General features: G+C 73.7%; 19 protein-coding genes. 10 read left to right on the forward strand and 9 right to left on the reverse strand.

All coding sequences use genetic code 11. The features are described from left to right. Positions 1-3: 3 nt before the first annotated feature. Positions 4-3,072 carry a formate dehydrogenase-N subunit alpha gene (gene fdnG, locus MNZ27_RS06015; RefSeq protein ID WP_242393137.1) on the reverse strand — a complete coding sequence of 1,023 codons (3,069 nt, stop codon included), beginning with the start codon at positions 3,070-3,072 and terminating at the stop codon, positions 4-6. 300 nt (positions 3,073-3,372) lie between these two features. Between fdnG and MNZ27_RS06020 the strand changes: the two genes are divergently transcribed. The 4 genes from MNZ27_RS06020 to MNZ27_RS06035 all read left to right on the forward strand — a co-directional run bounded on the left by MNZ27_RS06020 (position 3,373) and on the right by MNZ27_RS06035 (position 6,701). After that, positions 3,373-3,885: a VOC family protein gene (locus tag MNZ27_RS06020; protein ID WP_242393138.1), complete on the forward strand. Its 513-nt coding sequence runs from the start codon at positions 3,373-3,375 to the stop codon at positions 3,883-3,885. 63 nt (positions 3,886-3,948) lie between these two features. Next, entirely contained in the window at positions 3,949-4,566 is a 618-nt protein-coding gene (locus MNZ27_RS06025; protein ID WP_242393139.1) for a hypothetical protein, read from the forward strand. Between the two features lie 192 nt (positions 4,567-4,758). Then, entirely contained in the window at positions 4,759-5,145 is a 387-nt protein-coding gene (locus MNZ27_RS06030; RefSeq protein ID WP_242393140.1) for a response regulator, read from the forward strand. 197 nt (positions 5,146-5,342) lie between these two features. After that, complete coding sequence (locus MNZ27_RS06035) at positions 5,343-6,701, forward strand: NAD(P)/FAD-dependent oxidoreductase (RefSeq protein ID WP_242393141.1); 1,359 nt, start codon at positions 5,343-5,345, stop codon at positions 6,699-6,701. Positions 6,702-6,739: 38 nt separating this feature from the next. Here MNZ27_RS06035 and MNZ27_RS06040 read toward each other — a convergent pair whose 3' ends face one another. The 5 genes from MNZ27_RS06040 to MNZ27_RS06060 all read right to left on the reverse strand — a co-directional run bounded on the left by MNZ27_RS06040 (position 6,740) and on the right by MNZ27_RS06060 (position 13,150). After that, positions 6,740-7,756 (reverse strand): cupin domain-containing protein, encoded by a 1,017-nt coding sequence (locus tag MNZ27_RS06040; RefSeq protein ID WP_242393142.1) that lies wholly within the window; start codon positions 7,754-7,756, stop codon positions 6,740-6,742. A gap of 559 nt (positions 7,757-8,315) precedes the next feature. Further along, positions 8,316-9,176 carry a hypothetical protein gene (locus MNZ27_RS06045; RefSeq protein ID WP_242393143.1) on the reverse strand — a complete coding sequence of 287 codons (861 nt, stop codon included), beginning with the start codon at positions 9,174-9,176 and terminating at the stop codon, positions 8,316-8,318. A gap of 412 nt (positions 9,177-9,588) precedes the next feature. Next, positions 9,589-11,049, reverse strand: coding sequence for a YihY/virulence factor BrkB family protein (locus MNZ27_RS06050; protein ID WP_242393144.1), 1,461 nt, complete (start codon positions 11,047-11,049; stop codon positions 9,589-9,591). Between the two features lie 68 nt (positions 11,050-11,117). Next, the gene (locus MNZ27_RS06055; protein WP_242393145.1) at positions 11,118-12,143 is read right to left on the reverse strand and encodes a DNA polymerase domain-containing protein; all 1,026 of its coding nucleotides are present in this window, start codon (positions 12,141-12,143) and stop codon (positions 11,118-11,120) included. Between the two features lie 23 nt (positions 12,144-12,166). After that, positions 12,167-13,150 carry a zinc-dependent alcohol dehydrogenase family protein gene (locus MNZ27_RS06060; protein WP_242393146.1) on the reverse strand — a complete coding sequence of 328 codons (984 nt, stop codon included), beginning with the start codon at positions 13,148-13,150 and terminating at the stop codon, positions 12,167-12,169. A 208-nt stretch (positions 13,151-13,358) separates the two neighbouring features. Here MNZ27_RS06060 and MNZ27_RS06065 point away from each other — a divergent pair, with 208 nt between their 5' ends. From MNZ27_RS06065 to MNZ27_RS06080, 4 genes are all read left to right on the forward strand, one after another. Beyond that, positions 13,359-13,535, forward strand: a complete 177-nt coding sequence (locus tag MNZ27_RS06065; protein ID WP_242393147.1) for an FmdB family zinc ribbon protein — start codon at positions 13,359-13,361, stop codon at positions 13,533-13,535. A gap of 53 nt (positions 13,536-13,588) precedes the next feature. Next, a complete protein-coding gene (locus MNZ27_RS23935) occupies positions 13,589-15,346 on the forward strand; it encodes a transporter substrate-binding domain-containing protein (protein ID WP_242393148.1) in 1,758 nt (585 codons plus the stop codon). Further along, complete coding sequence (locus tag MNZ27_RS06075; RefSeq protein ID WP_242393149.1) at positions 15,343-16,752, forward strand: sigma-54-dependent transcriptional regulator; 1,410 nt, start codon at positions 15,343-15,345, stop codon at positions 16,750-16,752. The genes MNZ27_RS23935 and MNZ27_RS06075 overlap by 4 nt, the downstream gene beginning before the upstream one ends. A 351-nt stretch (positions 16,753-17,103) precedes the next feature. Beyond that, a complete protein-coding gene (locus MNZ27_RS06080; RefSeq protein ID WP_242393150.1) occupies positions 17,104-18,429 on the forward strand; it encodes an anaerobic C4-dicarboxylate transporter in 1,326 nt (441 codons plus the stop codon). Positions 18,430-18,557: 128 nt separating this feature from the next. Here MNZ27_RS06080 and MNZ27_RS06085 read toward each other — a convergent pair whose 3' ends face one another. Next, entirely contained in the window at positions 18,558-19,280 is a 723-nt protein-coding gene (locus MNZ27_RS06085; RefSeq protein ID WP_242393151.1) for a YebC/PmpR family DNA-binding transcriptional regulator, read from the reverse strand. A gap of 391 nt (positions 19,281-19,671) precedes the next feature. Between MNZ27_RS06085 and senA the strand changes: the two genes are divergently transcribed. Both senA and senB read left to right on the forward strand, forming a co-directional pair. Beyond that, entirely contained in the window at positions 19,672-20,958 is a 1,287-nt protein-coding gene (senA, locus tag MNZ27_RS06090) for a selenoneine synthase SenA (RefSeq protein ID WP_242393152.1), read from the forward strand. Beyond that, entirely contained in the window at positions 20,946-21,929 is a 984-nt protein-coding gene (gene senB / locus MNZ27_RS06095; RefSeq protein WP_242393153.1) for a selenoneine biosynthesis selenosugar synthase SenB, read from the forward strand. Before senA ends, senB begins: the two co-directional genes overlap by 13 nt. Positions 21,930-22,600: 671 nt before the next feature. Here the strand turns inward: senB and MNZ27_RS06100 are convergent. Next, a complete protein-coding gene (locus tag MNZ27_RS06100) occupies positions 22,601-23,404 on the reverse strand; it encodes an ABC transporter permease (RefSeq protein ID WP_242393154.1) in 804 nt (267 codons plus the stop codon). Positions 23,405-23,408: 4 nt separating this feature from the next. Beyond that, positions 23,409-24,182 (reverse strand): ABC transporter ATP-binding protein, encoded by a 774-nt coding sequence (locus tag MNZ27_RS06105; RefSeq protein ID WP_242393155.1) that lies wholly within the window; start codon positions 24,180-24,182, stop codon positions 23,409-23,411. Between the last annotated feature and the right edge of the window lie 6 nt (positions 24,183-24,188).

A 24,188-nucleotide genomic window follows, 5' to 3' on the forward strand; every position in this document is an offset into this window, starting at 1 on the left:
TCCTCACGCGACCCCGAGCTTCTCGACGGTCACGATGAACGCCTTGAACTCCGGGGTCTGCACGTTGGCGTCGCCCACGACCGGGGTGAGCGTGTTCGCGAGGTACCCGGGGTGGGTGAGCCCCTCGAAGCCCCAGTGGATCGGGATCCCCACCGTGTGCACGGTCCGGCCCGCCACCGTGAGCGGCCGGAGCCGCTTCGTCACCAGCGCCTTCGCGATGATCTCGCCGCGGTTCGAGCGGACCTTGATCCGCTCGCCCTGGCGGATCCCCTTCTCCCGCGCGAGCGCCTCGCCGATCTCCACGAACTGCTCGGGCTGGAGCACCGCCGGGATCCGCGCGTGCTTGGTCCAGAAGTGGAAGTGCTCGGTGAGCCGGTACGTGGTCGCGGCGTGCGGGAACTTGTCCGCGGTGCCGAGCGCGGCCCGGTCGTCCGGGAAGATCCGGGCGGCGGGGTTGGTGCTCGCGACGGGGCGCTGGTGCAGGGGGTTCTTGCCGATCGGGCTCTCGAACGGCTCGTAGTGCTCGGGGAGCGGCCCCTCCGCCATCTTGTCCAGCGCGAAGATGCGCCCCACGCCCTCCGCGTTCATGATGAACGGCGCCATCCCGGACTCCGGCGGCTGGTCGAGCTTGAAGTCGGGCACGTCCGGGCCGACCCACTTCTCGCCGTTCCAGCGGACCACCGCGCGCCGCGGATCCCAGGGCTTCCCCGTCGGATCGCACGACGCGGCGTTGTAGAGGATCCGCCGGTTGAGCGGCCACGCCCACGCCCAGCCGGGGGCGAGCCCGAGCCCGCTCGGATCGTCGGTCTCCCGCCGCGCCATGTTGTTCTTGTCGGTGAAGCTGCCGGTGTAGATCCAGCAGCCCGCCGCGGTGGAGCCGTCGTCGGCGAGCTGGGCGAACGTCGTGAGCTGCTCGCCGCGCTTCACCGCGATCTTCGTCCGGTCCTTCGGATCCGGCAGGTCGGCCAGCGCCCTGCCGTTGTACTCGCGCGCGATCTCCTCCGGCGACGGCGCTCGCGGGAGGACGTACGGCCAGGCGAGCCGGACGATGGGGTCGGGGAACGCCCCGCCGTCCTTCGCGTACAGCGCGCGGACGCGGTCGAAGAGCTCGCCGAGGATCTCGAGGTCGGTCTTCCCCTCGCCGGGCGGCTCGGCGCCCTTGAAGTGCCACTGGAGCCAGCGGCTCGAGTTGGTGAGCGAGCCGTCCTCCTCCGCGAAGCAGCTCGACGGCAGGCGGAAGACCTCCGTCTCGATCCGCGCGGGATCCACCGGGTTGTGCTCGCCGGCGTTGCGCCAGAAGTTGGAGGTCTCCGTGACGAGCGGGTCGATCACCACGAGGAACTTCAGCTTCGAGAGCGCCTCGGAGCTCTTCGCCTTGTTCGGCGCGGCGGCGAGCGGGTTGAAGCCCTGGCAGATGTACCCGTTCACCTTCCCCTGGTGCATGAGCTCGAACACGGTGAGGATGTCGTAGAGCCGGTCGAGCTTCGGCAGGTACTCGTAGGCGAACCCGTTCTCCTTCGTCGCGGCGTCGCCCCACCACGCCTTCTGCAGGGACACGAAGAACTTGGGGTAGTTCTGCCAGTAGCTCAGCTGGCCCGGGCGCAGCGGCTTGAGCGTGCGCGGGGCGAGGTAGGTGTCGAGGTCCTTGTCCTTCTCCTGCGGCATCGTGAGGTAGCCGGGCAGCAGGTCGGAGAGGACGCCCACGTCGGTGAGCCCCTGGATGTTCGAGTGCCCGCGGAGCGCGTTCACGCCGCCGCCGGCCATCCCCATGTTGCCGAGCAGGAGCTGGACGACGGCCATCGCGCGGATGTTCTGCGAGCCCACGGTGTGCTGGGTCCAGCCGAGCGCGTAGAGGCTCGTCATGGTCCGGTCCGGCGTCGCGGTGGACGCGATCGTCTTGCAGGCCGCGAGGAAGTCCTCCTTCGGCGCGCCCGTGATCGACGACACCATCTCGGGCGTGTAGCGGGAGTAGTGCTTCTTGAGGAGCTGGTAGACGCAGCGCGGATCCTGGAGCGTGGGATCGACCTTCGCGTAGCCGTCCGGGCCGAGCTCGTACACCCAGGAGCTCCGGTCGTACTTGCGGGAGGCCTCGTCGTAGCCCGAGAAGATGCCGTCGTCGAACGCGTAGTCCTGGCGCACGATGAACGGAGCGTTGGTGTAAGCCCTCACGTACGCGTGCTGGATGGCGTCGTTCGAGACGAGGTAGTTGATGACGCCGCCCAGGAAGGCGATGTCCGTCCCGGGGCGGATCGGCACGTACTGATCCGCGACCGCGGCGGTGCGGGTGAAGCGCGGGTCGATGACGATCAGCCGCGCCTTGTTGTGCGCCTTCGCCTCGGTCACCCACTTGAAGCCGCACGGGTGCGCCTCGGCGGGGTTCCCGCCCATCACGACGATGACGTTCGCGTTCTTGATGTCGGTCCAGTGGTTCGTCATCGCGCCACGGCCGAAGGTGGGGGCCAGACCGGCCACCGTGGGGCCGTGTCAAACCCGGGCCTGGTTGTCGATCGCGGTCATCCCCATCGCGCGGAAGATCTTGTGCGTGAGGTAGCCGACCTCGTTCGACGCGGCGCTCGCGGCGAGCATGCCCACCGTGGTCCACCGGTTCACTGGCAGCCCGGCGGCATTCCTCACGGTGAAGTTCTTGTCGCGGTCCTCCTTCAGGAGCCGCGCGATCCGATCGAGCGCCCAGTCCCAGGTGACCCGCTGCCACTGGCTCGTGCCGGGCGCGCGGTACTCAGGGAACTTGAGCCGGTCCGGGCTGTTCACGAAGTCGAGCAGGCTCGCGCCCTTGGGGCAGAGCGTGCCGCGGTTCACCGGGTGATCGGGATCGCCCTCGATGTGCACGAGGCGCAGGCGCGCGTTCTTCGAGCGGTCGCCGAGGCCGTACATGATGATGCCGCAGCCCACCGAGCAGTACGGGCAGGTGTTCCGCGTCTGCGTGGCGGACGCGAGCTTGAAGTTGCGGACGTCGGCGAGGGCACGGCCGGGCGCGAACCCGAGCGCGCCGAGGCTCGTCGCGCCGACGCCGGACGCCGTGAGCTTGAGGAACTGCCGTCGCGAGAGGGTCATGGACGCGCCTCCGTGAAGCGACCGCCGTCCAGTCCGCGCGTTTTCGCGCACGTTGGAACGAATCTTTTGGGGACCGACGTTTCGGGGTGCACACCCGCTCGCCCCCTCGGCCGCACGGCCGGCGCCCCGGCGGCCGTCGCGAGCGGGCGCGGCCGCCGGCGGGCCGTGCGGGGCCGGGCCCGGCGGATCGCCGGCGAGCGCGAAACGCGAGGTCAACGAGCGCTTGCGATCCATCCGGGCCTCGACCCGGAGCCGGGATCGCCGCTACGAGGTCGGCCTGTCACGCACGGAGGAGCTGCCATGGCCCGCGTCAGCCCGATCCCGAAGGGGATGCACACGCTCACCCCGAACCTCGTCGTCCGCGACTGCGCCAGCGCGATCGCGTTCTACGAGCGCGCGCTCGGCGCGAAGGAGGTCTCGCGCATGATGGCGCCGGACGGGAAGAGCGTCTGGCACGCCGAGCTGCGCATCGGGGACTCGACGATCTTCATGAACGACGAGATGCCCGGTGCGGGCCAGCGCGCGCCCACCGTGGACGCCCCCGTCCCGGTGTCCATGTGGCTGTACGTGCCCGACGCCGACGCCGCCTTCGAGCAGGCGATCGCGGCGGGGGCGAAGGAGACGATGAAGCCTTCGGACATGTTCTGGGGCGACCGCTGCGCCGCCGTCGCCGACCCGTACGGCTACCTCTGGTCGTTCGCGACGCGCCGGAAGGAGCTGACGCGCGAGGAGATGAGGCGCGCCGGTGAGGAGTTCGCGCGGAGCATGCAGCAGCGGACGACGGCGCGCGAGGAGCGGCCCCCGCAACGCTGAAGGCCGAAGGGGCGCGGGACGCGGACTCGCGGCCGGTGGTCCGGAGGGATACCATGTCCGTCCGTGAACCACCATCCGACCGATCCGGCGGTCCCGCTCCCGCGGGTCGGCGCGTACCTCGCGAAGCTCCCGGCGGGCGTCTCCTCGTACCCGGAGTGCCTCGCGAAGGGGGCGATGCTCCGGCGCGCGCTCGAGTCCGCGCCGCTCTCGCGGCGGCATTTGGCCGCGCTGCCGCCCACGGCGGCCCAGCTCGTCATCTGTCCGCCGCTCGACGGCGACTGGATCCCGGACGTCTCGCTCGCGTGCGTGCTCCTCGCCATCGCCGACGTGCACCTCATGACCGACGAGGCGTACCTGTCGTGGATGCGCGCGCTGAACGTGAGCATGTTCACCACCGTCTTCCGCGGCGTCGTCACCGGTTCGCCGGACGCCCTCGTGCGGAGCGCCGCGGAGCGGTGGGGGCTCTTCCACCGTGGCTCGGCGATCTCCGTGCTCGAAAGCAGCCCGGGCCACGCCGTCGTGCAGCTCTCCTTCCCCGCGCATCTGTTCCACGGCCTCGTGCTCCGCCAGTTCGTGGCCGTGTTCGAGGCCGTGCTGGCGCTCGCCGGCCCGGCCGGTCGGGCCGCGCTCGCCTCGAGCGACGACGACGGCGCGCTGTTCACGCTCGCCTGGACCGCGTGATCGCGCGCGATGGGGGCGAGGGCGCCGCCAGTCGCGGCCGCCCGGCCCTGTCCCCGCCCGGGTGCCGATGGCACCCGGCTGGGCGCCTGGACGATCGCCCGCCGTCCTTGCGCCGTGAGGGATCCGCCAACATGTTGGCGTACCGTGCCCGACGATCAGTCGCCAGCGACCGGAGCCGAGGAGCCGGAGCCCGTGTCCGTGGATCGCGAGCGGCGCCTCGATCCGCGCGTCCGCGTGCTCGTGGTGGAGGACGAGCACGACCTGCGCGAGCTCATCGCGCGCTGGCTCGAGAGCCGCAACTACCAGGTCTCGCAGGCGGCCGACGGGCGGGACGCGGTGGACCTCCTCGAGGCGGGGCTCGCCCCCGACGTGATCCTCCTCGATCTCACCATGCCCCGGATGGACGGGCGGGCCTTCCTCACCTGGCTGCGCGCCTCGCCGAAGCACCGCGACCGCAAGGTGATCGTCGCGAGCGCGTACCTCGACGAGCAGCCGCCGCCGCAGGTGGAGAGCGTGTTCAGCAAGCCCTTCCGCCCGGACCTGCTCGAGCGCGAGCTGGCGCGGCTTGCCGGCGAGTGAGCGGGGAGGCCCTCGGCGCCTGAGACGTCGTCGCGCTGGACCGCGCAGCGCGCCCGAGCGGGGGATGCGCGCTGTCGCGGCCGGCGCCGCCAATGTGGACTTCGCCGGTGGACTTCGGGCCGGTTCCCGGTGTAGACGAGTCCCTCGCAGCGCTGCCGGCGCGAGCGCGCCGCCGCTGCGGAGGAAAGGAAGCGGCCTTGGAAGCGCGACAGGACGGGGGTGCGCCGCCACACGTGGTGGTGGTCGGTGGCGGGTTCGCCGGGCTGTACGCCGCCCGGGGGCTGGCGAGGGCGCCGGTGCGCGTCACGCTGGTGGACCGGCGGAATCACCACCTCTTCCAGCCGCTGCTGTACCAGGTCGCCACCGCGGCGCTCAACCCGGCGGACATCGCGGAGCCCATCCGTCACGTCCTGTCCCGGCAGCGGAACGCGCGGGTGCTCCTCTCCGAGGCGGTCGCGGTGGACGTGGACGCGAGGCGGCTGCGCCTCGGCGACGGGCTCGCCCTCGACTACGACTACCTCGTGCTCGCGGCCGGCGCGACGCACTCCTACTTCGGGCACGACGAGTGGAGCCGGTTCGCGCCCGGGCTCAAGACGCTCGAGGACGCCGAGGAGATCCGGCGCCGCGTGCTCACCGCCTTCGAGCGGGCCGAGGCCGACCCGGACCGCCAGCGGCGCGAGGCGCTGCTCACGTTCGTGGTGGTGGGCGGCGGCCCGACCGGCGTCGAGCTCGCGGGGGCGCTCGCCGAGATCGCGCGCTTCACGATCCCCCGCGACTTCCGGACCGTCTCGACGGAGCGGGCCCGCGTGATCCTGGTCGAGGGCGCGGACCGCGTGCTGCAGGCGCTGCCGCCGGCGCTGTCCGCCGCGGCGCAGCGCGATCTCGAGCGGCTCGGCGTGCACGTGTGGACCGGGAAGCGCGTGACCGGGGTGGACCCGCGCGGCGTCCAGATCGGCGAGGAGCGGGTCGCCGCGCGCACCGTGCTCTGGGCGGCGGGCGTCGCCGGCGCGCCCCTCGCGCGGACGCTCGGCGTGCCGCTGGACGGCGCGGGGCGCGTGGTGGTGAACGCGGACCTGACCGTCCCCGGCCACGAGGAGATCTACGTCGTCGGCGATCTCGCCGCGGCGCGGAAGAAGGACGGCGCCCCGATCCCGGGCGTCGCGCCGGCGGCGATCCAGCAGGGGAGGCACGCGGCGAGGAACCTCGTGGCGACGCTCCGGGGCCGCCCGCGCACGCCGTTCGTCTACTTCGACAAAGGGGTGATGGCGACGGTCGGCCGCGGGCGCGCCGTGGCCGGGTTCTGGCGGATCCGGATGTCCGGCGTCCTCGCCTGGGCCGCGTGGCTGTTCATCCACATCTGGTTCCTCGTGGACTTCCGGAACCGCGCCGCGGTGATGTTCCAGTGGCTCTGGCACTACCTCACCTTCAGGCGAGGCACGCGGCTCATCCTCAAGACGCCGGTCGAGGAGCGGTTCCTCGCCGCCGTCGGGCAGGCGCCGCCGGATCTCGACGGCTGGCCGCCCAACGAGAGCGACCCCGAGCGCACCGTCGCGTAGGCGCCGCCCGGGGGCGCGTGCTCGACCTCGGTACCCGGCTACCTGGGCGCGTCCAGCGCCGCGTCGAGCGGGAAGGTCATCGCGCTCCGGGTGCCGACGAAGGTCTTCCGCCGCCGCAGGCGCGGGTAGTCCACGATCTCGATGGTGTGGCGCGACCACGCGTCGCCGCCCTGCGCGTAGACGAGGTCCTCGCCCGGCGCGGCGCGGACGTGGTGCGGCGGGCCGCTCGCCGGGAACCCCAGGAAGTCGCCCGGGCCGATCTCCGTCTCGGCGTCGCCGATCTCGGCGATCGCGCGCCCGGAGAGGACGTACATCCACTCCTCGTCGTGCAGGTGCACGTGCTGCACGTACGACTCCTTGCCCGCCGGGACGCGGGTGATCCCGACGGCGACCCGCTTCAACCCGGCAGGCCGCGAGAGCGGCGTGAGGTGCACCTCCGAGCGCGGGTTCTCCGGGTGGTGGTACACGCGGGGCTCGCCTCGATCCGCGGAGCGCACCAGCACGCGCGGCGGCGGGCCGGGTGGCGTCGCGCCGCCGAGCGCCTCGGGGAGCTCGGCCCCCTCCGGGAGGAGCGGCACCTCCGCGTCGAGCGGGTACACCGCGACGCGGCGCCCGATCCGCACCAGCCGCCGCCCCAGCCGCGGGAAGTCGGCGACGTCCACGTCGGGGATGATCTCGCCGCCGACGAGGCACGTCAGGTTCGCGCCGGAGTCGTTGCGGAGATGGTGCGCCACGCCGGGCGGGAAGCCGAGGAAGTCCCCGGGCCCGATCGCGTGCTCGCCGTCCCCGACCTCCGCGACGCCCCGCCCGTCGAGCACGAGGAGCCACTCCTCCTCGCGGTGGTGCACGTGGTAGACGGCGGACTCCTTCCCGGGCGGAAGCCACACGAGGTTCACCGCGATGCGCCCGAGCCCGGCCATGCGCGAGAGGAGCCAGCCGTGCACCTCGGAGCGCGGGTTGTACGGGTGGCCGCTCGGGAGGTCCGGGCCGCGCTCGCTCGCGCGGACGAGTACGCGGGGCGCTACGGCGGCAGCGGTGGCGGTCGGTTCGCTCATGGGTCTCCCAATAGCCGATCCGGGCCGGGTCGGCACGTTCACCGATGGGCTGATGGCACACCTGTTCGCATGGAGCGTCGCGAGGCACACGATGCCGTCGCCGAGCGGGGGGCACACGATGACCGAGCAGCGAGGGCGTGCCTGGAAGGCCAGAGCACTCCCGGCCCGCCTCCGCCTTCGCTCTGCGAGGTGTTTCGTGCTGGGGGCCGCAGGTGCGAACGCGCCTGCACGGCAGCGTGGGGTTGGCTCGGGAAGGAGGTGGAGGCCGGGGCGCCGCCCGCGGGCGGGAACCGGAGTGAAAAGATCGGCCCCGAAGAAGCCCGTGCTGCAACGGCGTGATGAGCCGCTCGCCACGGCTCTCGGTCGCCGCCGCGGGGGCGGTGGGGCTGAGCAGGCACGATGCCCGCACGCTGGTCCCTGTCACCGTCGCCCGAGGGCCGGAGGCTGTCCGCTCACCCCGAGCGCTTCTTCTTCACTGCGCACCGCGGCTGCGTTCCCGCTCGCCCATCAGGTGCGGAGTCGAAGAGCTCACCGTTCGACCGGCGCGTATAGCGGTCCATCAAGGCGTCCCCGAAGACCTTTCGAGCGGCGAGCTGGTTATGGGCCCGGCAGAGGAGTTGAATGTTCTTGACCGTCGGCGGGCCACCCAGGGCCTGGGCTTTGCGGTGCTCGAACTCGAGCTGGTAGGTCGAGCCGCAGATGCCGCCGGAGCGGGGGGGGACTGGCAGCGGCCGCCGTCGCGGAGCCAGACGGCGCGCTTCACCTCGGCAGGTATGTGATCCGGCTTCGAGGGCCTGCGCTCCGCGAGTGGCTTCTGCACGAGCCCCTTCCGCTTCGCGTGCCGGGCGAGGAGAAGGTCGAGGCCGGCCTCGAGGATCTCCTCGATGCTGGCGCCGGGATGGGAGTGGGAGAGCGCATCCCGCGCCGCCTCGAGTTTCTCGAGGAAGCGGCGGGAGACGTTGAAGTGAAGCCGCCGGAGGTCGGCGCTGAGCGGCTCGACCGATTCGGCGCGGGCCTTGCGGGAAGATGGGGCGTGCGCCGCGACGCGCGGAGAGTTGGCATCGAGGTGTTCTGCTGGCCAACCGCACGGCGCGGCGCCCTCGGGCGGCTTCGCCGGCACGATCGCGTCGGTTGCCGCGACCGGAAGCTCCAGCACGGCCGCCGCCGAAGGAGCCGGACTGCGCACCGCCGTGACGACCTCGCGGCGCGCCGGTGCCTCGACCGGCTTGAGCTCCGCCACGACCTCCTGCGCCTCGCGCTTCGAGCGGTGGAAGAACCGGGGAAGCACCTCGTCGCGGTTCTCCGGGGTGAGGACCTTCGCGAGCTCGACCACGCTGGTGAAGCAGAGCCTGCCGTCCCGGAGCGGCTCGACGCTGCGAGAGAGGCCTTCTCGGACGGGGCCGGGCTCGCGAAGCGTCACCGACCGAAAAACGCGTCAACCGCCGAATGGTGAAACTGGGGTTCCCGCGAAAGGGCCTGCGGCCCAACGCTCACCGTGAACCCATCGGCCGCGTCGCGAACAAGCGGCAGCGCGACGGGCGATTCGGCGCCACGGTGCCTTCGACGGCTCGTAGCGCTACAGGTGAAACGCGGGTCTCTTCGGGGCCGATCTTGCGCAGGCGGTTCCCACGCACTGCGGCGCCCCGGCCCTTTCCATCTTCCCGAGCCCAGACCGCTCATCGTCCCGGACCGCTCGCCTGCAAGGTCCCTCGTCGCACGAGGATGTGACGAATACTGAGGCCTGGAAGGCACGTCGAGCAGCGCAGGAAGGAGCCTGTCACGCGCAGGCAGGCAGCCTGCGCCGCAGCAGCTCAAAGCGAGTGAGTGTCGCCTCAATGGAGATCGGGTTGTTTGCCGTCGACCACCGGCTCCCGGTGCACGCCCGCGGGACGGGGCGGCGCCGGGGCGCGCGGGCCCGGCGCCGCGCGCTCGTCGCGGGAGAGCGCCGCGAGCTCGCGGAGCGTGAGGTCGTGCGGCGAGCTCCGGCGCTCCTCCTCCTCCGCGCGCAGCAGGCGCTGCAGATCCGGCCCCATGCCTCGCTCGAGCCCGCGCCGCACCTCGTCCGCGCGCGGATCCCGGCGGACCGCCTCCCGGACGTCGCTGGCGCGGAGGTCGTCGAGGTCGCGCCCGGGCACGAAGGCGATCCCGCGCTCCGACAGCGTCCGCGCCAGCACGCCGGCGCGCACGAGGGCGTCGAGCACCTCGTCCGCGATCGGCTGCGGCACGTCGAGCAGCGCCGCGAGCTCCGACGACCCCCGGCGTGGTCCGCCGTCGAGGAAGTCGCGGGCGATCCGCGCGGTCGCCGCGAGGGCGAGGGCCTCCCGGAGCGCCGCGTCCGCGTGGCTCGCGGCGAGCCGGACCCGCGCGGCGGCGTCGTTCTGGTGGCTCGCGGCGACCTCCGCGCCGAGGAGCACGATGAGCCAGGAGGCGTAGGTCCAGACCAGGAAGATCGGGATCGCGCCCAGCACGGAGTAGATCGCGTTGTAGCTGGCGACGCCGATCTGGAGCTGCACCTGCACGACGAGGGCGCCCTCCCACGCGAGCGCGGCCAGGACCGCGCCGGCGAGCGCCGAGCCGGGGCGCATCCGCACGTTCGGGAGGATGACGTACATCGCGAAGAGGGCCAGGGCCACCACCGCGATCGGCGTGATCCCGAGCGCCACGTCGATCACCTGGCCGAGCGCGAGCCGCTCCCGCAGGAACGCCACCAGCCTCGAGCTCTGCGCCGCGGCGGACGTCGCCGTCGCCGCGAACACGAGGAGCGGCGCGGTGACGAGCAGCGTCACGTAGTCGGTCACCTGTCGCAGGAAGGGGCGGGTGGTCCTCACCCCGAACGCCTCGTTGAGCGCGGCCTCCACGCTCGAGACGAGCGAGATGCTGGTGTAGACGAGGGCGACGAGCCCGATCGCCCCGACGCGCGAGAAGTCGGTGGTGTCCACGAAGGCGAGGATGCGGTCGATCGCCTGGCGGAGGGCCGGGCTCGGCGCGAACGTCTCGTCGAGGTACGGCCGGACCGTGTCCTGCACGAAGGCCCGGTAGGCGCCGAACCCCTTCAGGACGGAGAACGCGAAGGCGAGGAAGGGCACCACCGAGAGGACGCTGTAGTACGTGAGCGCCGCGGCTCGCACCGTCAGCCGGTGGTCGAAGAACCCTCGGACGGTGGAGTAGGCGATCCGGCTCGCGCGGTAGAGCGGCGCCCGGAGGCGCGACGCGCCCGCGGGCGGCACCTCCCAGACCTGCACCGCGAAGAACGTCCTCGCGCGGACGAGCAGTCGCTCCGGCGCTCCGGCCATCACGAGTGATCTTCGCGGGGGAGGACCCTCGCGCAACCCACGCCGCCGCGCGCCGGAGGGCCGGCGGCCTACCCTTGGGGCTGCCGGCGGGCGCCGCGGCGTCGCGAGGGCGGGGCGCGTGGGGGCTCGTCGGGGGTCCGGGGGTGGTGCGGCGGCCAGGGGGCCTCGCCGAGCCCGGCCGCGCGCTGCCGCGCGGAGAGCTCGAGCAGCGCGTCGAGCGAGCCGACGGCCTCGTCGATGCCGGAGGCCGGGTCGCCGAGGCGCTCGAACCGCGCCGGGACGGTGCGGACGGTGAAGTCCGCCGGATCGCAGTCCGGCACCTCCGCCCATGTGAGCGGCGCGGACACGCGGGCGTCCGGCGTGGGGCGCACGGAGTAGGCGGACGCCACGGTCCGGTCCCGGGCGTTCTGGTTGTAGTCGACGAACACGCCGTGCCGCTCCTCCTTCCACCAGCGGCTCGTCGCGAGCGCCGGCGCGCGCCGCTCGACCTCGCGCGCGAGCGCCAGCGCCGCCGCGCGGACCTCGCGGAACGTCCATCGCGGGGCGATCCGGGCGTAGACGTGGAGCCCCCGCGATCCGCTCGTCTTCGGCCAGCCGACGAGGCCGTGCTCGCGCAGCACCGCGCCCGCGAGGAGCGCCACGCGGCGGAGGTCGTCCCAGCCGACCCCGGGCACCGGATCCAGATCCACGCGCAGCTCGTCCGGGTGCTCGAGATCGCCGGCGCGGACCGGGTGCGGGTTCAGGTCGATGCACCCGAGGTTCACCACCCAGGCGAGCTGGGCGGCGTCGCGCACCACGACCTCCTGCGCGGTGCGGCCGGAGGGGAAGCGCAGCTCGACCACGTCCACCCAGGGCGGCCGCGACGCCGGCGCGCGCTTCTGGAAGAAGAACTCCCCCTCCGCTCCTTCGACGTACCGCTTGAGCGCCATCGGCCGATCGCGGACGCCGCGCAGGGCGCCCTCGGCGACCGCGAGGTAGTACCGCACCAGGTCGAGCTTCGTGATCCCCGCAGCGGGGAAGTAGAGCTTGTCCGGGTTCGAGATCGGGACCGCGCGCCCGGCGATCTCGAGGACCTCTCTCTTCCGCCCGGCCATGGCGCCATCCCCCCGCGGTGCGATCAGGGCACGAGCACCGCCGCCCCCTCGAGCCGGCCGGCGCGCAGGTCGTCGAGCGCGGCGTTCGCCTCCCGGAGCGGGTAGGGCCTGACCGTGGAGCGGAGGGGCACGCGCGGCGCGAGGGCCAGCAGCGCCTCGCCGTCGGCGCGGGTGAGGTTCGCGACCGAGCGGAGCACCCGCTCGCCCCAGAGCAGGGCGTACGGCATGGAGGGGAGGTCGCTCATGTGGATCCCGCCGCAGACCACCGTCCCGCCGGGGCCGACGGCGCGGAGCGCGGCCGGGACGAGGGCGCCGACCGGCGCGAACAGGATCGCGGCGTCGAGGGGGGCGGGCGGGAGCGCGTCCGACGGACCGGCCCAGGTCGCGCCCAGACCGCGGGCGAAGGCTTCGGCCTCCCGGTCACCCGGCCGGACGAACGCGAACACCTGCTGCCCGGCGTCGCGCGCCATCTGAGCGACGAGGTGGCCGGCCGCGCCGAACCCGTATACGCCGAGCCGGCGGGCGTCGCCGGCCATCCGCCACGCGCGGTAGCCGATCAGCCCGGCGCAGAGGAGGGGAGCGGAGGCCACGGGGTCGAGCGCGCGGGGCAGGGGGAAGGCGTACCGCGCGTCGGCGGCGGCGTACTCCGCGAAGCCGCCGTCGCGGTGGTAGCCGGTGAACCGCGCGGAGGGGCAGAGGTTCTCCCGCCCCGAGCGGCAGTACGCGCACCGGCCGCAGGTCCACCCGAGCCAGGGGATGCCGACCCGGTCGCCCGGCGCACGGCCGGTGATCCGGGCTCCGCACCGGACGATCTCGCCCACGATCTCGTGCCCGGGGACCACCGGACGGCCGAGCGACGGCAGGTCGCCGTCGGCGACGTGGAGGTCCGTCCGGCACACGCCGCAGGCGAGGACACGGACGAGGACGTCGTCCGGCCCCGGCTCCGGGACGGGGAGGTCGCGCGCGGCGAGCGGCGCGCCGGGGCGTTCGACGGTCATCGCGAGCATACGCCGGGATCTACCTCCTCGGAGGCGGCCAAAGCGCGATCGCTCGGATGCCTCGGTTACGACATCGAAGCTCGCGACCCGAGGCCTGCTTCCGTTTGTACGCTCCGCACGCCTGCGGCGCCACGGGCGCGGCGCGGCGCCCCGCGCCCCGAGGAGGGGATGGCGACGTGCGGGGAGGGCTCTCGATCATCGGCCCGGAGGTGGAGGGATGCCCGTCTACGAGTTCTATTGCCGGCGGTGCCAGAAGCCGTTCACGGCCGTCATGCACGTGTCGGAGCACGACGCCGGGGTGGCCGAGTGCCCGGAGTGCCACCGGAAGGACGAGGTCGAGAAGCGGCTGTCGTCGTTCACCGCCGTGACCAGCCGCAAGTCGGCGGGCGTGTGACAGACGTACGAGGGGGCCCGCGCTGGCGCGATTCCGGTGTTAGATGACGGAGCGTGCGTCTCTCGTCCCTCCCGATCGCCTTCCTCGCCGTCTTCGCGCTCCTCGCGGTCCCGCGCGCGCCGCTCGCCGGCCCGCCCGCACCGGGGTCGCCCGGCGGACCGACCCCCCGCACCATCGTGGTCGGCGGAGACCGCGACTACCCGCCCTACGAGTTCCTGGACGCCGACGGCCGGCCCGCCGGCTACAACGTGGACCTCACCCGCGCGATCGCCGAGGTGATGGGCCTGCGCGTGGAGATCCGGCTCGGGAGCTGGGCCGACATGCGGGCCGCCCTGAGGGACGGACGGATCGACGCGCTCCAGGGGATGTCCGTCTCGGACGAGCGGGCGAGGGAGTTCGGCTTCACCCCGCCGCACACGATCGTCCACCACGCGATCTTCGCCCGGAAGGGCACGCCCGCGGTGTCGTCGCTCGAGGCGCTGCGCGGACACCGCGTGGTCCTCCACCGGGGCGGGATCGTGGACGACACCCTCACGCGCGCCGGGATGGGCGACCTGCTGATCCGCACCGCCACCCCCGCCGACGCCCTCCGGCTCCTCGCCTCGGGCCAGGGGGAGTACGCCGTGGTCGCGGCGCTGCCCGGCTCCTACATCAGGCGGCAGCTCGGGCTCACGAACCTCGAGCCGGTCGCCACGGGCGTCGCCAGCCACGCCTACGCCTACGCGGTCCGCGCGGGCGACGCCGAGCTCCGGACGCGCCTCGCCGAGGGGCTCGCCATCCTCGAGCAGACGGGGCGTCACCAGCAGATCTACGACCGCTGGCTCGGGGTCCTCGAGCCGGCGCGGCTGACGTGGACGACGTTCGCGAAGTACGGGGCGGTCGTGTTCGTGCCGCTCGTGCTCGGCCTGCTCGCCGCCCTCGCGTGGACGCGCTCGCTGCACCGCGAGGTCGGGCAGCGGACCGCGTCGCTGGCGCGCGAGGTGGCGGAGCGGCAGAAGGCGGTGGAGGAGCTGCGCCTCAACCAGCAGCAGCTCGTGCAGGCCGACAAGATGGCGGCGCTGGGCGTCCTCGTCTCGGGCGTCGCCCACGAGATCAACAACCCGAACGGCTTCATCCTCCTGAACATGCCCACGCTGAAGGGCATCTACCTCGACGCGCTCGAGGTCCTCGACGAGCACCACCGCGCGCACGGCGAGCTCACGCTGGGCGGGATCGAGTACTCCGCGGTCCGGGAGGAGGTCCCGCGCATGCTCGACGAGATGCAGGGCGGCGCCCGGCGGATCAAGCGCATCGTCGAGGACCTGAAGGACTTCGCCCGGCGCGAGGACGTCCCCGCGTTCGCCCCGCTCGACGTGAGCGCGGTGGTCCAGGCGGCGGTGCGGCTGGTCGAGCCGTCCATCCGCAAGGCGACGCGCCGGTTCGAGGCGGCGTACGCGCCGGACCTCCCGCGCGTCCTCGGGAACGGGCAGCGGATCGAGCAGGTGATCGTGAACCTCGTGCTGAACGCGTGCGAGGCGCTCCCGGGGCCGGAGCGCCGCGTCACGGTCTCCACCGGCGCGGACCGGGCGCGGGACACGGTGTGGGTGCGGGTCACGGACGAGGGCGTCGGCATCGCGCCCGAGCACCTCCCGCGCCTCACCGATCCCTTCTTCACCACCAAGCGGGAGTCGGGGGGCACCGGGCTCGGCCTGTCGGTCTCCGCGGGCATCGTGAAGGAGCACGGCGGGACGCTCTCGTTCGACTCGCGCGTGCGCGGCGGCACGACGGTGACGTTGACGCTCCCGGCCGCGCCGCGCGGAGGCGAGGCGTGAGCGCGACCGCGTATCCGGCGTTCCCGGTGCTGCTCGTGGACGACGAGGTCGCCTGGCTGCGATCGCTCCGCTACACGCTCCAGCGCGCGGCGGGGGTGACGAACGTCCTCCTGTGCGAGGACGGCCGCGAGGTGCTCGGGCTCGTCGCGCGGTACGACGTCGGGCTCGTGCTGCTCGACCTCACCATGCCGTCGCTGTCGGGGGAGGAGATCCTGGCGCGGCTCTCCGCCGAGCACCCCGCCGTCGCCGTGATCGTCATCAGCGGGCTCAACCAGGTCGAGACCGCGGTCCGCTGCGTGAAGGCCGGCGCCTTCGACTATTTCGTGAAGACCGCCGAGGAGGACCGGATCGTGGCGGGGGTGGTCCGCGCCATCCGCATGCTCGAGCTGCAGCGCGAGAACCGTGACGTCGCGGCGCACCTCCTCTCCGGGACGCTGCAGCACCCGGAGGCGTTCGCGGGGCTCGTGACGCGGAGCCGGGCGATGCAGACCGTCTTCGCGTACGTCGAGGCGGTCGCCCGCAGCCCGCAGCCGCTCCTCGTCACGGGCGAGAGCGGGACCGGGAAGGAGCTCCTCGCCCGGGCGGCGCACGCGCTCTCCGGCCGGCCGGGGCCGCTCGTCACGGTGAACGTGGCGGGCCTCGACGACGCGGTGTTCGCGGACACGCTCTTCGGTCACGTCCGCGGCGCCTACACCGGCGCCGAGCAGCCCCGGCGCGGGATGATCGAGGAGGCGGCCGGGGGGACGCTCTTCCTCGACGAGATCGGCGATCTGTCGATCCCGTCGCAGGTGAAGCTCCTCCGCCTGACGCAGGAGGGCGAGTACTTCCCGCTCGGCAGCGATCGGCCGAAGCGGCTCCAGGCGCGCCTCCTCGTCGCGACCCACCAGGACCTCGACGCGAGGCAGGCGGACGGGAGCTTCCGCCGCGACCTCTACCATCGGCTCCACACGCACCACGTCCGGATCCCGCCGCTCCGCGAGCGCAAGGAGGACCTGCCGCTGCTGATCGAGCACTTCCTCGAGGAGGCGGCGCGCGAGCTCGGGAAGCGCAAGCCGACCGCCCCGCGCCAGCTCCCGCAGCTCCTCGCCACGTACGCCTTCCCCGGGAACGTCCGCGAGCTGCGCGCGATGGTGCTCGACGCCGTCTCGCGCCACCAGGGGAGCATCCTCTCCATGGAGACGTTCCGCGAGGCGATCGAGAAGGGGAGGGACGTCGCGGCGTCGCCGGCGGCGTCCGGACGGCGGAACCCTTTCTCCGGCCTCGACGACCTCCCCACCTTCCGCGAGGCCTACGACCTCCTGCTCGAGGAGGCGCTCGCGCGGAGCCAGGGGAACCAGACGCTGGCGGCGCGGCTCCTCGGCGTGACCCAGTCCGCGCTCAGCAAGCGGCTGAACAAGGCGCGCTGACGGCGCGACCGCGCCCGACCGGGAGAGGTGCGTCCCGACGAGAGGAGCGTCCCGGCGCGAGCCGAGCGGAGGGCCGCCCCTCGGCGGCTGCCCCGGGAGATGGGCATGAGCAGTGGAATGTCCATTCCGCCGCTCATGCCGGCGCAGGCCTCCGGAATCGCTCGGCTCGGCGCGAGGAGGCGCCGGCGGGCATGACTGGCGGAATACCCATCTTCGCGACGAGCGCGGGGTCGCGAGCGCCGTTGCGCCCTCGGGAGAGGCGAAACGCGCGATCGGGCCCGCCGGCACGGGCCGTGCTCTCGCGCCTCCGTGGCGCTGCGGGCACGTCGCCCGCGCCACGCGAGGGATCGCATGTTCGTCTTCTGGATCGAGTTCCTCCTCGTCCTCACCGCCATCCTTCTCGGCATCCGCCGCGGAGGCGTGGCGCTGGGGCTCATCGGCGGCCTCGGGGTCGCCGTCCTGACGCTGGGGTTCCGGGCGCAGCCGTCCGAGCCGCCGGTCAGCGTGATGCTCATCATCCTGGCGGTGGTCACCGCCTCGGCGACGCTGCAGGTGGCCGGCGGCCTCGACTGGCTCGTCCAGATCGCGGAGCGCGTGCTCCGGCGCCACCCGAAGCGCGTCACCCTGCTCGCCCCGCTCGCCACCTTCCTGCTCACGGTCTGCGTCGGCACCGGCCACGCGGTCTACGCGCTCCTGCCGGTGATCTCCGACGTCGCGCTCCGCACGCGCATCCGCCCGGAGCGCCCCATGGCCATCTCGAGCGTCGCCTCGCAGATGGGGATCACCGCGAGCCCGGTGGCCGCGGCGGTCACCACCTTCCTCGCGTTCGCCGCGAAGAGCGCGCACCCGGTCGGCCTCTTCGACATCGTGAAGATCACGCTGCCGGCGGGGATCGTCGGCGTGCTCGCCGCCGCGCTCTGGAGCATGAGCCGCGGCAAGGAGCTCGACCAGGATCCCGAGTTCCAGCGGCGCCTCGAGGACCCCTCCTTCCGCCAGGCGCTCGACGTCTCGGTGACGACGCTCGACAAGAAGCTGCCCCGGACCGCGAAGCTGTCCGTGGCGCTGTTCTTCGCCGGGGTCGGCACCATCGTCCTCTTCGCGCTCGTCCCGTCGCTGCTCCCCGCGGCCAAGGGCAAGCCCGTCCCGATGACGGTGGTGGTGCAGTTCGTGATGCTCGCCTTCGGCGCCCTCATGCTGTTCGCGACCAAGGTGAAGGCGGCGGACATCGCGCGCTCGAGCGTCTTCACCGCGGGGATGATCGCCGTGGTGTCGATCTTCGGCATCGCGTGGATGAGCGACACCTTCGTCAGCGCCAACAGCGCGCTGCTCGTCGGCAAGATCAAGACGATGGTCGAGCTGGCGCCCTGGACCTTCGCCCTCGCGATGTTCGCGGTGTCCGCGTTCGTGAAGAGCCAGGCGGCGACCCTCACGATCATGATCCCGTTCGGCCAGGCCCTGCAGCTCCCGACGTCGCTGCTCCTCGGCCTGATCCCGTCGAGCTACGCGTACTTCTTCTTCGCGTTCTACCCGAGCGACCTGGCCGCGATCAGCATGGACCGGACCGGGACCACCCGGATCGGGAAGTACCTGCTGAACCACAGCTTCATGGTCCCCGGCCTCATCGGGGTGGGCGTCTCGACCTGCGTCGCGTACGCCCTGAGCCGCGTCGCGTTCTGACGGCGGCACGCACTCGCGTCGAGCTGCCGCGGCGCACGCTGCCTGCCGCGCGGGGCAGCCTCCTCCCGTCGGCGCGAGCGGGTGCGCGAGGGCGCCGGCCGGGCCTCGAGCCTGGCCGGCGCCTCCGGTCACGCGAGGTTGTGGAACACCCGCTGGACGTCCTCGTCCTGCTCGAGGGCGTCCACCAGCTCGAGGACCTCCTTCGCCTGGTCCTCAGGGAGCTCCACCGGCGTCTGCGCGACGTACTCGGAGTCGGCGGAGATCAGCGGGAGCTTCCGCTCCTCGATGGCGGCCTGGAGCTGGCCGAAGCTCGCGAAGGGGCAGCGGATGATCACCTGGGGCTCGCCCTTCTCCCCCTTGCCCTCGCCCATCTCCTCGAGGCCGTGGTCGATGAGGTCGAGCTCGAGCGCCTCGAGGTCGAGCCCCGTCGGCGCGAGGCGGAACACGCCCATCCTCTGGAACTGGAAGGCGACGCTCCCGGTCGTGCCGAGGTTGCCGCCGTGGCTCTTGAAGTGCATCCGCACGTTGGCGACGGTGCGGACCACGTTGTCGGTCGCGCTCTCGACCACCACCGCGACGCCGTGCGGCGCGTACCCCTCGTACAGGACGACATCGTAGGACGTCTGGTCGTGGCCGCTCGCGCGCTTGATCGCGGCCTCGATCTTGTCCTTCGGCATGTTCACGGCGCGCGCGTTCTGGAGCACGCGCCGGAGCGCGGGGTTGTTCTCCATCTGCGGCCCGCCCGCCTTGACGGCGATGGCGATGTCCTTGGCGACGCGCGTGAACGCCTTCGCCATCTTGTCCCAGCGGGCGAACATCGTCGCCTTGCGGGTCTCGAAGATGCGTCCCATGGTCTCCTCTTCCGGCGGGCGGCGGCCGGCTCGCCCGGCACGGCGGATATCGCACTCTCCCCCTTCAGCGCAAGCTCCGGGGGGCGTTCGCCGCCGCGCGCCGCGGCCTGGCGCGGCGAAGCGCGGTGATCGACGGCGGCCGGGCGGCCGGGTGCCCGGCCGCGCGCGAGCGCCGGGCGCGCCCACCAGGAGTGTCGAGGTGCGAAAGGGCTGGTGTGCCGGAAGAAGCGTTCGGCCGAGGCGGACCCCCTCCGCGGCACGCCCCTCGAGATCACGAAGTGGCGCCTGCCGCCGGTGAAGCCGATCCGGTGCCACCCGCGCGGGCGAGGCCGCGCCGCGCGTCCCGGCGCGCGGGTTGCCTGGCGCGCGCGCCGGCTCTATTCGCAACGGGGTGGACCCGTCCATCGAGGCGACCGAGGCCTGGAGCCGGGAGGCGCGCGCGCGGACCGTCGCGCTCGCGCTGGGGCTCGAGCAGCCCGAGCTGCTCGGCCCGCGGCTCGCGATCGTGAACCCGCCGCTGTGGGAGGTGGGGCACGTCGGGTGGTTTCAGGAGAAATGGCTGCTCCGGCGCGACGGGCGGCCGTCGCTGCGCCCTGGGGCGGACGCGCTCTACGACTCGATCGCGATCCCGCACGATCGCCGCTGGGAGCTGCCGCTGCCTTCGCTCGCCGCCACCCTCGAGTACCTCGGAGAGGTGGAGGAGGCGGTCCGCGACCGGCTCGCGCGCTCCACGGATCCGGACGACGCCTACTTCGCGCGGCTCGCGGTCTTCCACGAGGACATGCACCTCGAGGCGATGGCGTTCTCGCGCCAGACCCTCGGGGGGCGCGCGCCGGCGCTCCCGGGCGCGGCGGAGCCGCCCGAGGGCGGCGGCCCGTGCCCGGGGGACGTCGAGGTGCCGGGCGGGCCGTTCCTGCTCGGCGCCGCGCCGGGCGAGCGGTTCGTGTTCGACAACGAGAAGTGGGCGCACGAGGTGACGCTCGCGCCGTTCCGGATCGCGCGCGCTCCGGTCACGCAGGCCGAGTTCGCGGCGTTCGTGGAGGACGGAGGCTACCGGCGGCGCACGCTCTGGTCCGACGCGGGCTGGCGCTGGCGCGAGGCGGTCGGGGCGGAGCGGCCCGTCTACTGGGCGCGCGACGGGGCGGGGTGGCTCCGTCGCGACTTCGACCGGTGGGTGCCCCTCGAGCCGCACCGGCCGATGGTGCACGTGAGCGGCCACGAGGCGGACGCCTGGTGCCGGTGGGCGGGGCGGCGACTCCCGACGGAGGCGGAGTGGGAGGCGGCCGCGGCGGGGGAGCGGACGGCGGACGGGCGGCGCGCGCCCGGGAAGCGGCGGTACCCCTGGGGCGATGACGCGCCGACGCCGGCGCGCGCCCACCTCGACGCGCGGGCGCTGCACGCGGTGGACGTCGGCGCGCTGCCGGCGGGCGACGCCGCCTGCGGCTGCCGGCAGCTCGTCGGGAACGTCTGGGAGTGGACCTCGAGCCCCTTCCTGCCGTATCCCGGGTTCGTGGCCGATCCCTACCGGGAGTACTCGCAGCCGTGGTTCGGGACGCACCGGGTGCTGCGCGGCGGCAGCTTCGCGACGCCGGGGCGCCTCCTGCGGAACACGTGGCGCAACTTCTACACGCCCGAGCGGCGCGACCTGTGGGCGGGGTTCCGGACGTGCGCCGCCTGACCGTGGTCGTCGCCACCCCCGCCGTCCGGGGCTCGCACAAGGGCAACCGGGTGACCGCGGTCCGCTGGGCAGGCCACCTGCGCGCGCTCGGTCACCACGTGGTGCTCTCGGAGGGCTGGGACGGCCGGGCGTGCGACGTGCTGGTCGCGCTGCACGCGACGAAGAGCTACCCGGCCGCGGCGCGGTACCGGGCCCGGTACCCCGCGGCGCCGCTCGTCGTCGGCCTCGCCGGCACCGATCTCTACCAGGACCTGCCGGCGTCGGAGGAGGCGCGCCGCTCCCTCGACCTCGCCACCCGGGTCACGGTCCTGCAACCCCTCGGCCTCGAGCGACTCCCGCCGGCGGTGCGGCCGAAGGCCCGGGTGCTGATCCAGTCGGCGCACCCGGCGCCCCCGGTGCCGGCGCCCCGCGGCGTGCTCCAGGCCTGCCTGCTCGCGCACCTGCGGGCGGTGAAGGACCCGTTCCTCGCGGCCGAGGCGGTGCGGCGGCTGCGCCCCGGATCGCGCTGGCGCGTGGCCCACCTCGGCGCGGCGCTCGATCCGGGGGCCGCGGAGCGGGCGCGGACCGAGATGACCCGATGCGACCGCTACGCGTGGCGCGGCGACCGTCCCCGGCGCGAGGCGCTCGGCGTCCTCGCCGGGAGCGCCGCGCTCCTGGTCACCTCGCGGCTCGAGGGCGGGTCGAACGCCGTGTCGGAGGCCATCGCCGCCGGGGTCCCGGTCCTCTCCACGCGCGTCGACGGATCAATCGGCGTGCTCGGCCCCGCGTACCCGGGGCTCTTCCCCGTCGGGGACGCCGCGGCGCTCGCCGCGCTCCTCGCCCGGGCGGAGGACGAGCCCGGCTTCCTCGCCGCGCTCCGCGCGCGGGTCGCCGCGCTCCGCCCCCTCGTCGCGCCGGCCCGCGAGCGCGAGGCGTGGCGCGCGCTGCTGGGGGAGATCGTGCCGGGGTTCGCACCGTCACCGTCACCGTGACCGTGACCGTGACCGTTCCCCGTCCCCGCACCCCGCATCCCGTGGCCCTTGGCCCGTTCCGCCGAGGACGCATCGGATCACGGCGAGCGGGCCACGGGCGACGGGACCCGGTTCACGGGTCACGGAGAAGCCGGTGACGGTGACGGGCACGGATCACGGGGGAGTGCTCGGTATCGTGCGATCGCGAAACCGGACACGCAGCGTCGCGGGGCGGCACGCCCCGTCACGCAGGGTGCAGGGACCCCGCCGCGCGGGGGGAGGGGCGCAGCCCCGGGTTCGCACCGTCACCGTGACCGTGACCGTTCCCCGTCCCCGCATCCCGCCTCCCGTGGTCCTTGGCCCGTACCGCCGAGGACGGCATCGGATCACGGCGAGCGGGCCACGGGCGACGGGACCCGGTTCACGGGTCACGCAGGGCCGGTGACGGTGACGGGCACGGAGCACGGGGAGAGTGCGCAGCGCCGTGGATCGCGATGCCGGGGAGCGGGCCGGGGCGGCACGCCCCGTCACGTGGGGTGGAGGGACCCCGCCGAAGGCGGGGGGAGGGGCGCAGCCCCTCCGCGCGGGGACCTCGCGCGCCGTCGCGAAGCGAAGCGCGCGAGGTCACGGGCCCCGCGCGGCAGGGGTGGGGCCCCGACGGCTCCGCCGGCGGGGCGGGGCGGCACGCCCCGTCATGAAACAGACTCGGCGCTGTACCGCGCGAGGAGCCCGGTCCGGACGGCGTACCGGAACACGCGGACGAAGATCCAGCACGCGAGGAGCACGTGCGCGATCGCGAGCGCGCCGCCGATCGCGAACGCCGACGCCGGGACGGAGCGGCCCGCGACCAGCGCCCGGAGCGCCTCGAAGACGTACGACGGCGGCAGCAGGCGAGAGCAGGCCTGCATCCAGGCCGGCAGCGTCGCCACCGGGTAGAACACGCCGGCGAACGGAGAGAGCACCGCCGGGATGGGCCAGATCAGCCACTCGGCGGCCGGCCCGAGCCGGAGCACGATGGCGCACCCGATCACGCCGAGCGCGATCCCGAACAGGAACAGCACGAGCAGGAGCGGGACGAGCGCGAGCCCGAACCCGAGGAACGAGAGCCCGAACGCGGCGGCCGCGAGGGCGACCATCACGCCGAGCGCGACCGCGCTCGTGGCGACGCTCGAGACGACGAGCGCCGTCACGTACTCCGGGATGGAGATGGGCGTCGAGAAGACGTTCAGGAAGCTCCGCGACCAGACGTCCTCGAAGAAGGCCATCGTCACGCCCTGCATCACCCGCCCGAAGAAGTCCCAGAGCAGGACCGCGCCGAGGAGGACCGGCACGAGATCGAACCCCGGCGACGTCACCGCGTTCAGGTAGCGGGTGATGAACCCCCACAGGACCACGTCGATCGCCACCCAGGCGAAGATCGGCAGCACGCGCGCCGGGCTCCCGCGGAGCAGGTACAGCTGCCGGAGCAGGAGCGCCGCGACGCGGACCGGACGCACGCGCTCACCCCCGCTCGAGCGTGAGCGGCTCCCGCGCCACCGCGACGAACAGGTCCTCGAGCGTGGCGAGCCCGTGCTCGCGCGGGAGGGACCGCGGATCGCCCTCGAGCAGGATCCGGCCGCGGGAGAGGAACAGCACGCGATGGCAGACCTCCTGGACCTCGAACATGTTGTGCGACGTCCAGAGGACGCCCGCGCCGCTGCGGGCCACGAACGCCCGGATCCGGGCCCGGACCTCGCGTGCGGTGGCGGGATCGAGGGAGGCGGTGGGCTCGTCGAGGAGCATGAGCCGCGGGTCGTTCAGCAGCGCCTTCGCGAGCGAGACGCGGGTCTGCTCGCCCGAGGAGAGCACGCCGCAGCGCACGTCGCGCAGCGCCGTGAGGTCGAGCTCCTCGAGCAGCGCGTCGATCCGGCGCCCGAGCGCCGCGACGCCGTACAGGAGGCCGAAGACGCGCAGGTTCTGGCGGACGGTGAGGTTCCCGGGCAGGGGGGCGTAGACGGCCGCGAAGCTGGTGCGCTCGAGGGCCGCCGATCGCCGCGCGCCGAGGTCCGCGCCGTCGATCCGGATCGCGCCGGCCGACGGCGTGACGACCCCGAGGACCATGTCGATGATGGTCGTCTTCCCGGCGCCGTTCGGCCCGAGGAGGCCGACGATCTCGCCCCGGTGGACCCGGAACGACACGCCGTCCACGGCGGCGACGGCGCCGTAGGCCTTGCGGAGCGCGTCCACGGAGAGGACCGGCGGGGCGGCGACGGCGGGGGCGGGCGGGGTGGTCACGGCGAG

Origin of the sequence: Anaeromyxobacter oryzisoli (assembly GCF_022690765.1) — a bacterium.
Taxonomy (GTDB): domain Bacteria; phylum Myxococcota; class Myxococcia; order Myxococcales; family Anaeromyxobacteraceae; genus Anaeromyxobacter; species Anaeromyxobacter oryzisoli.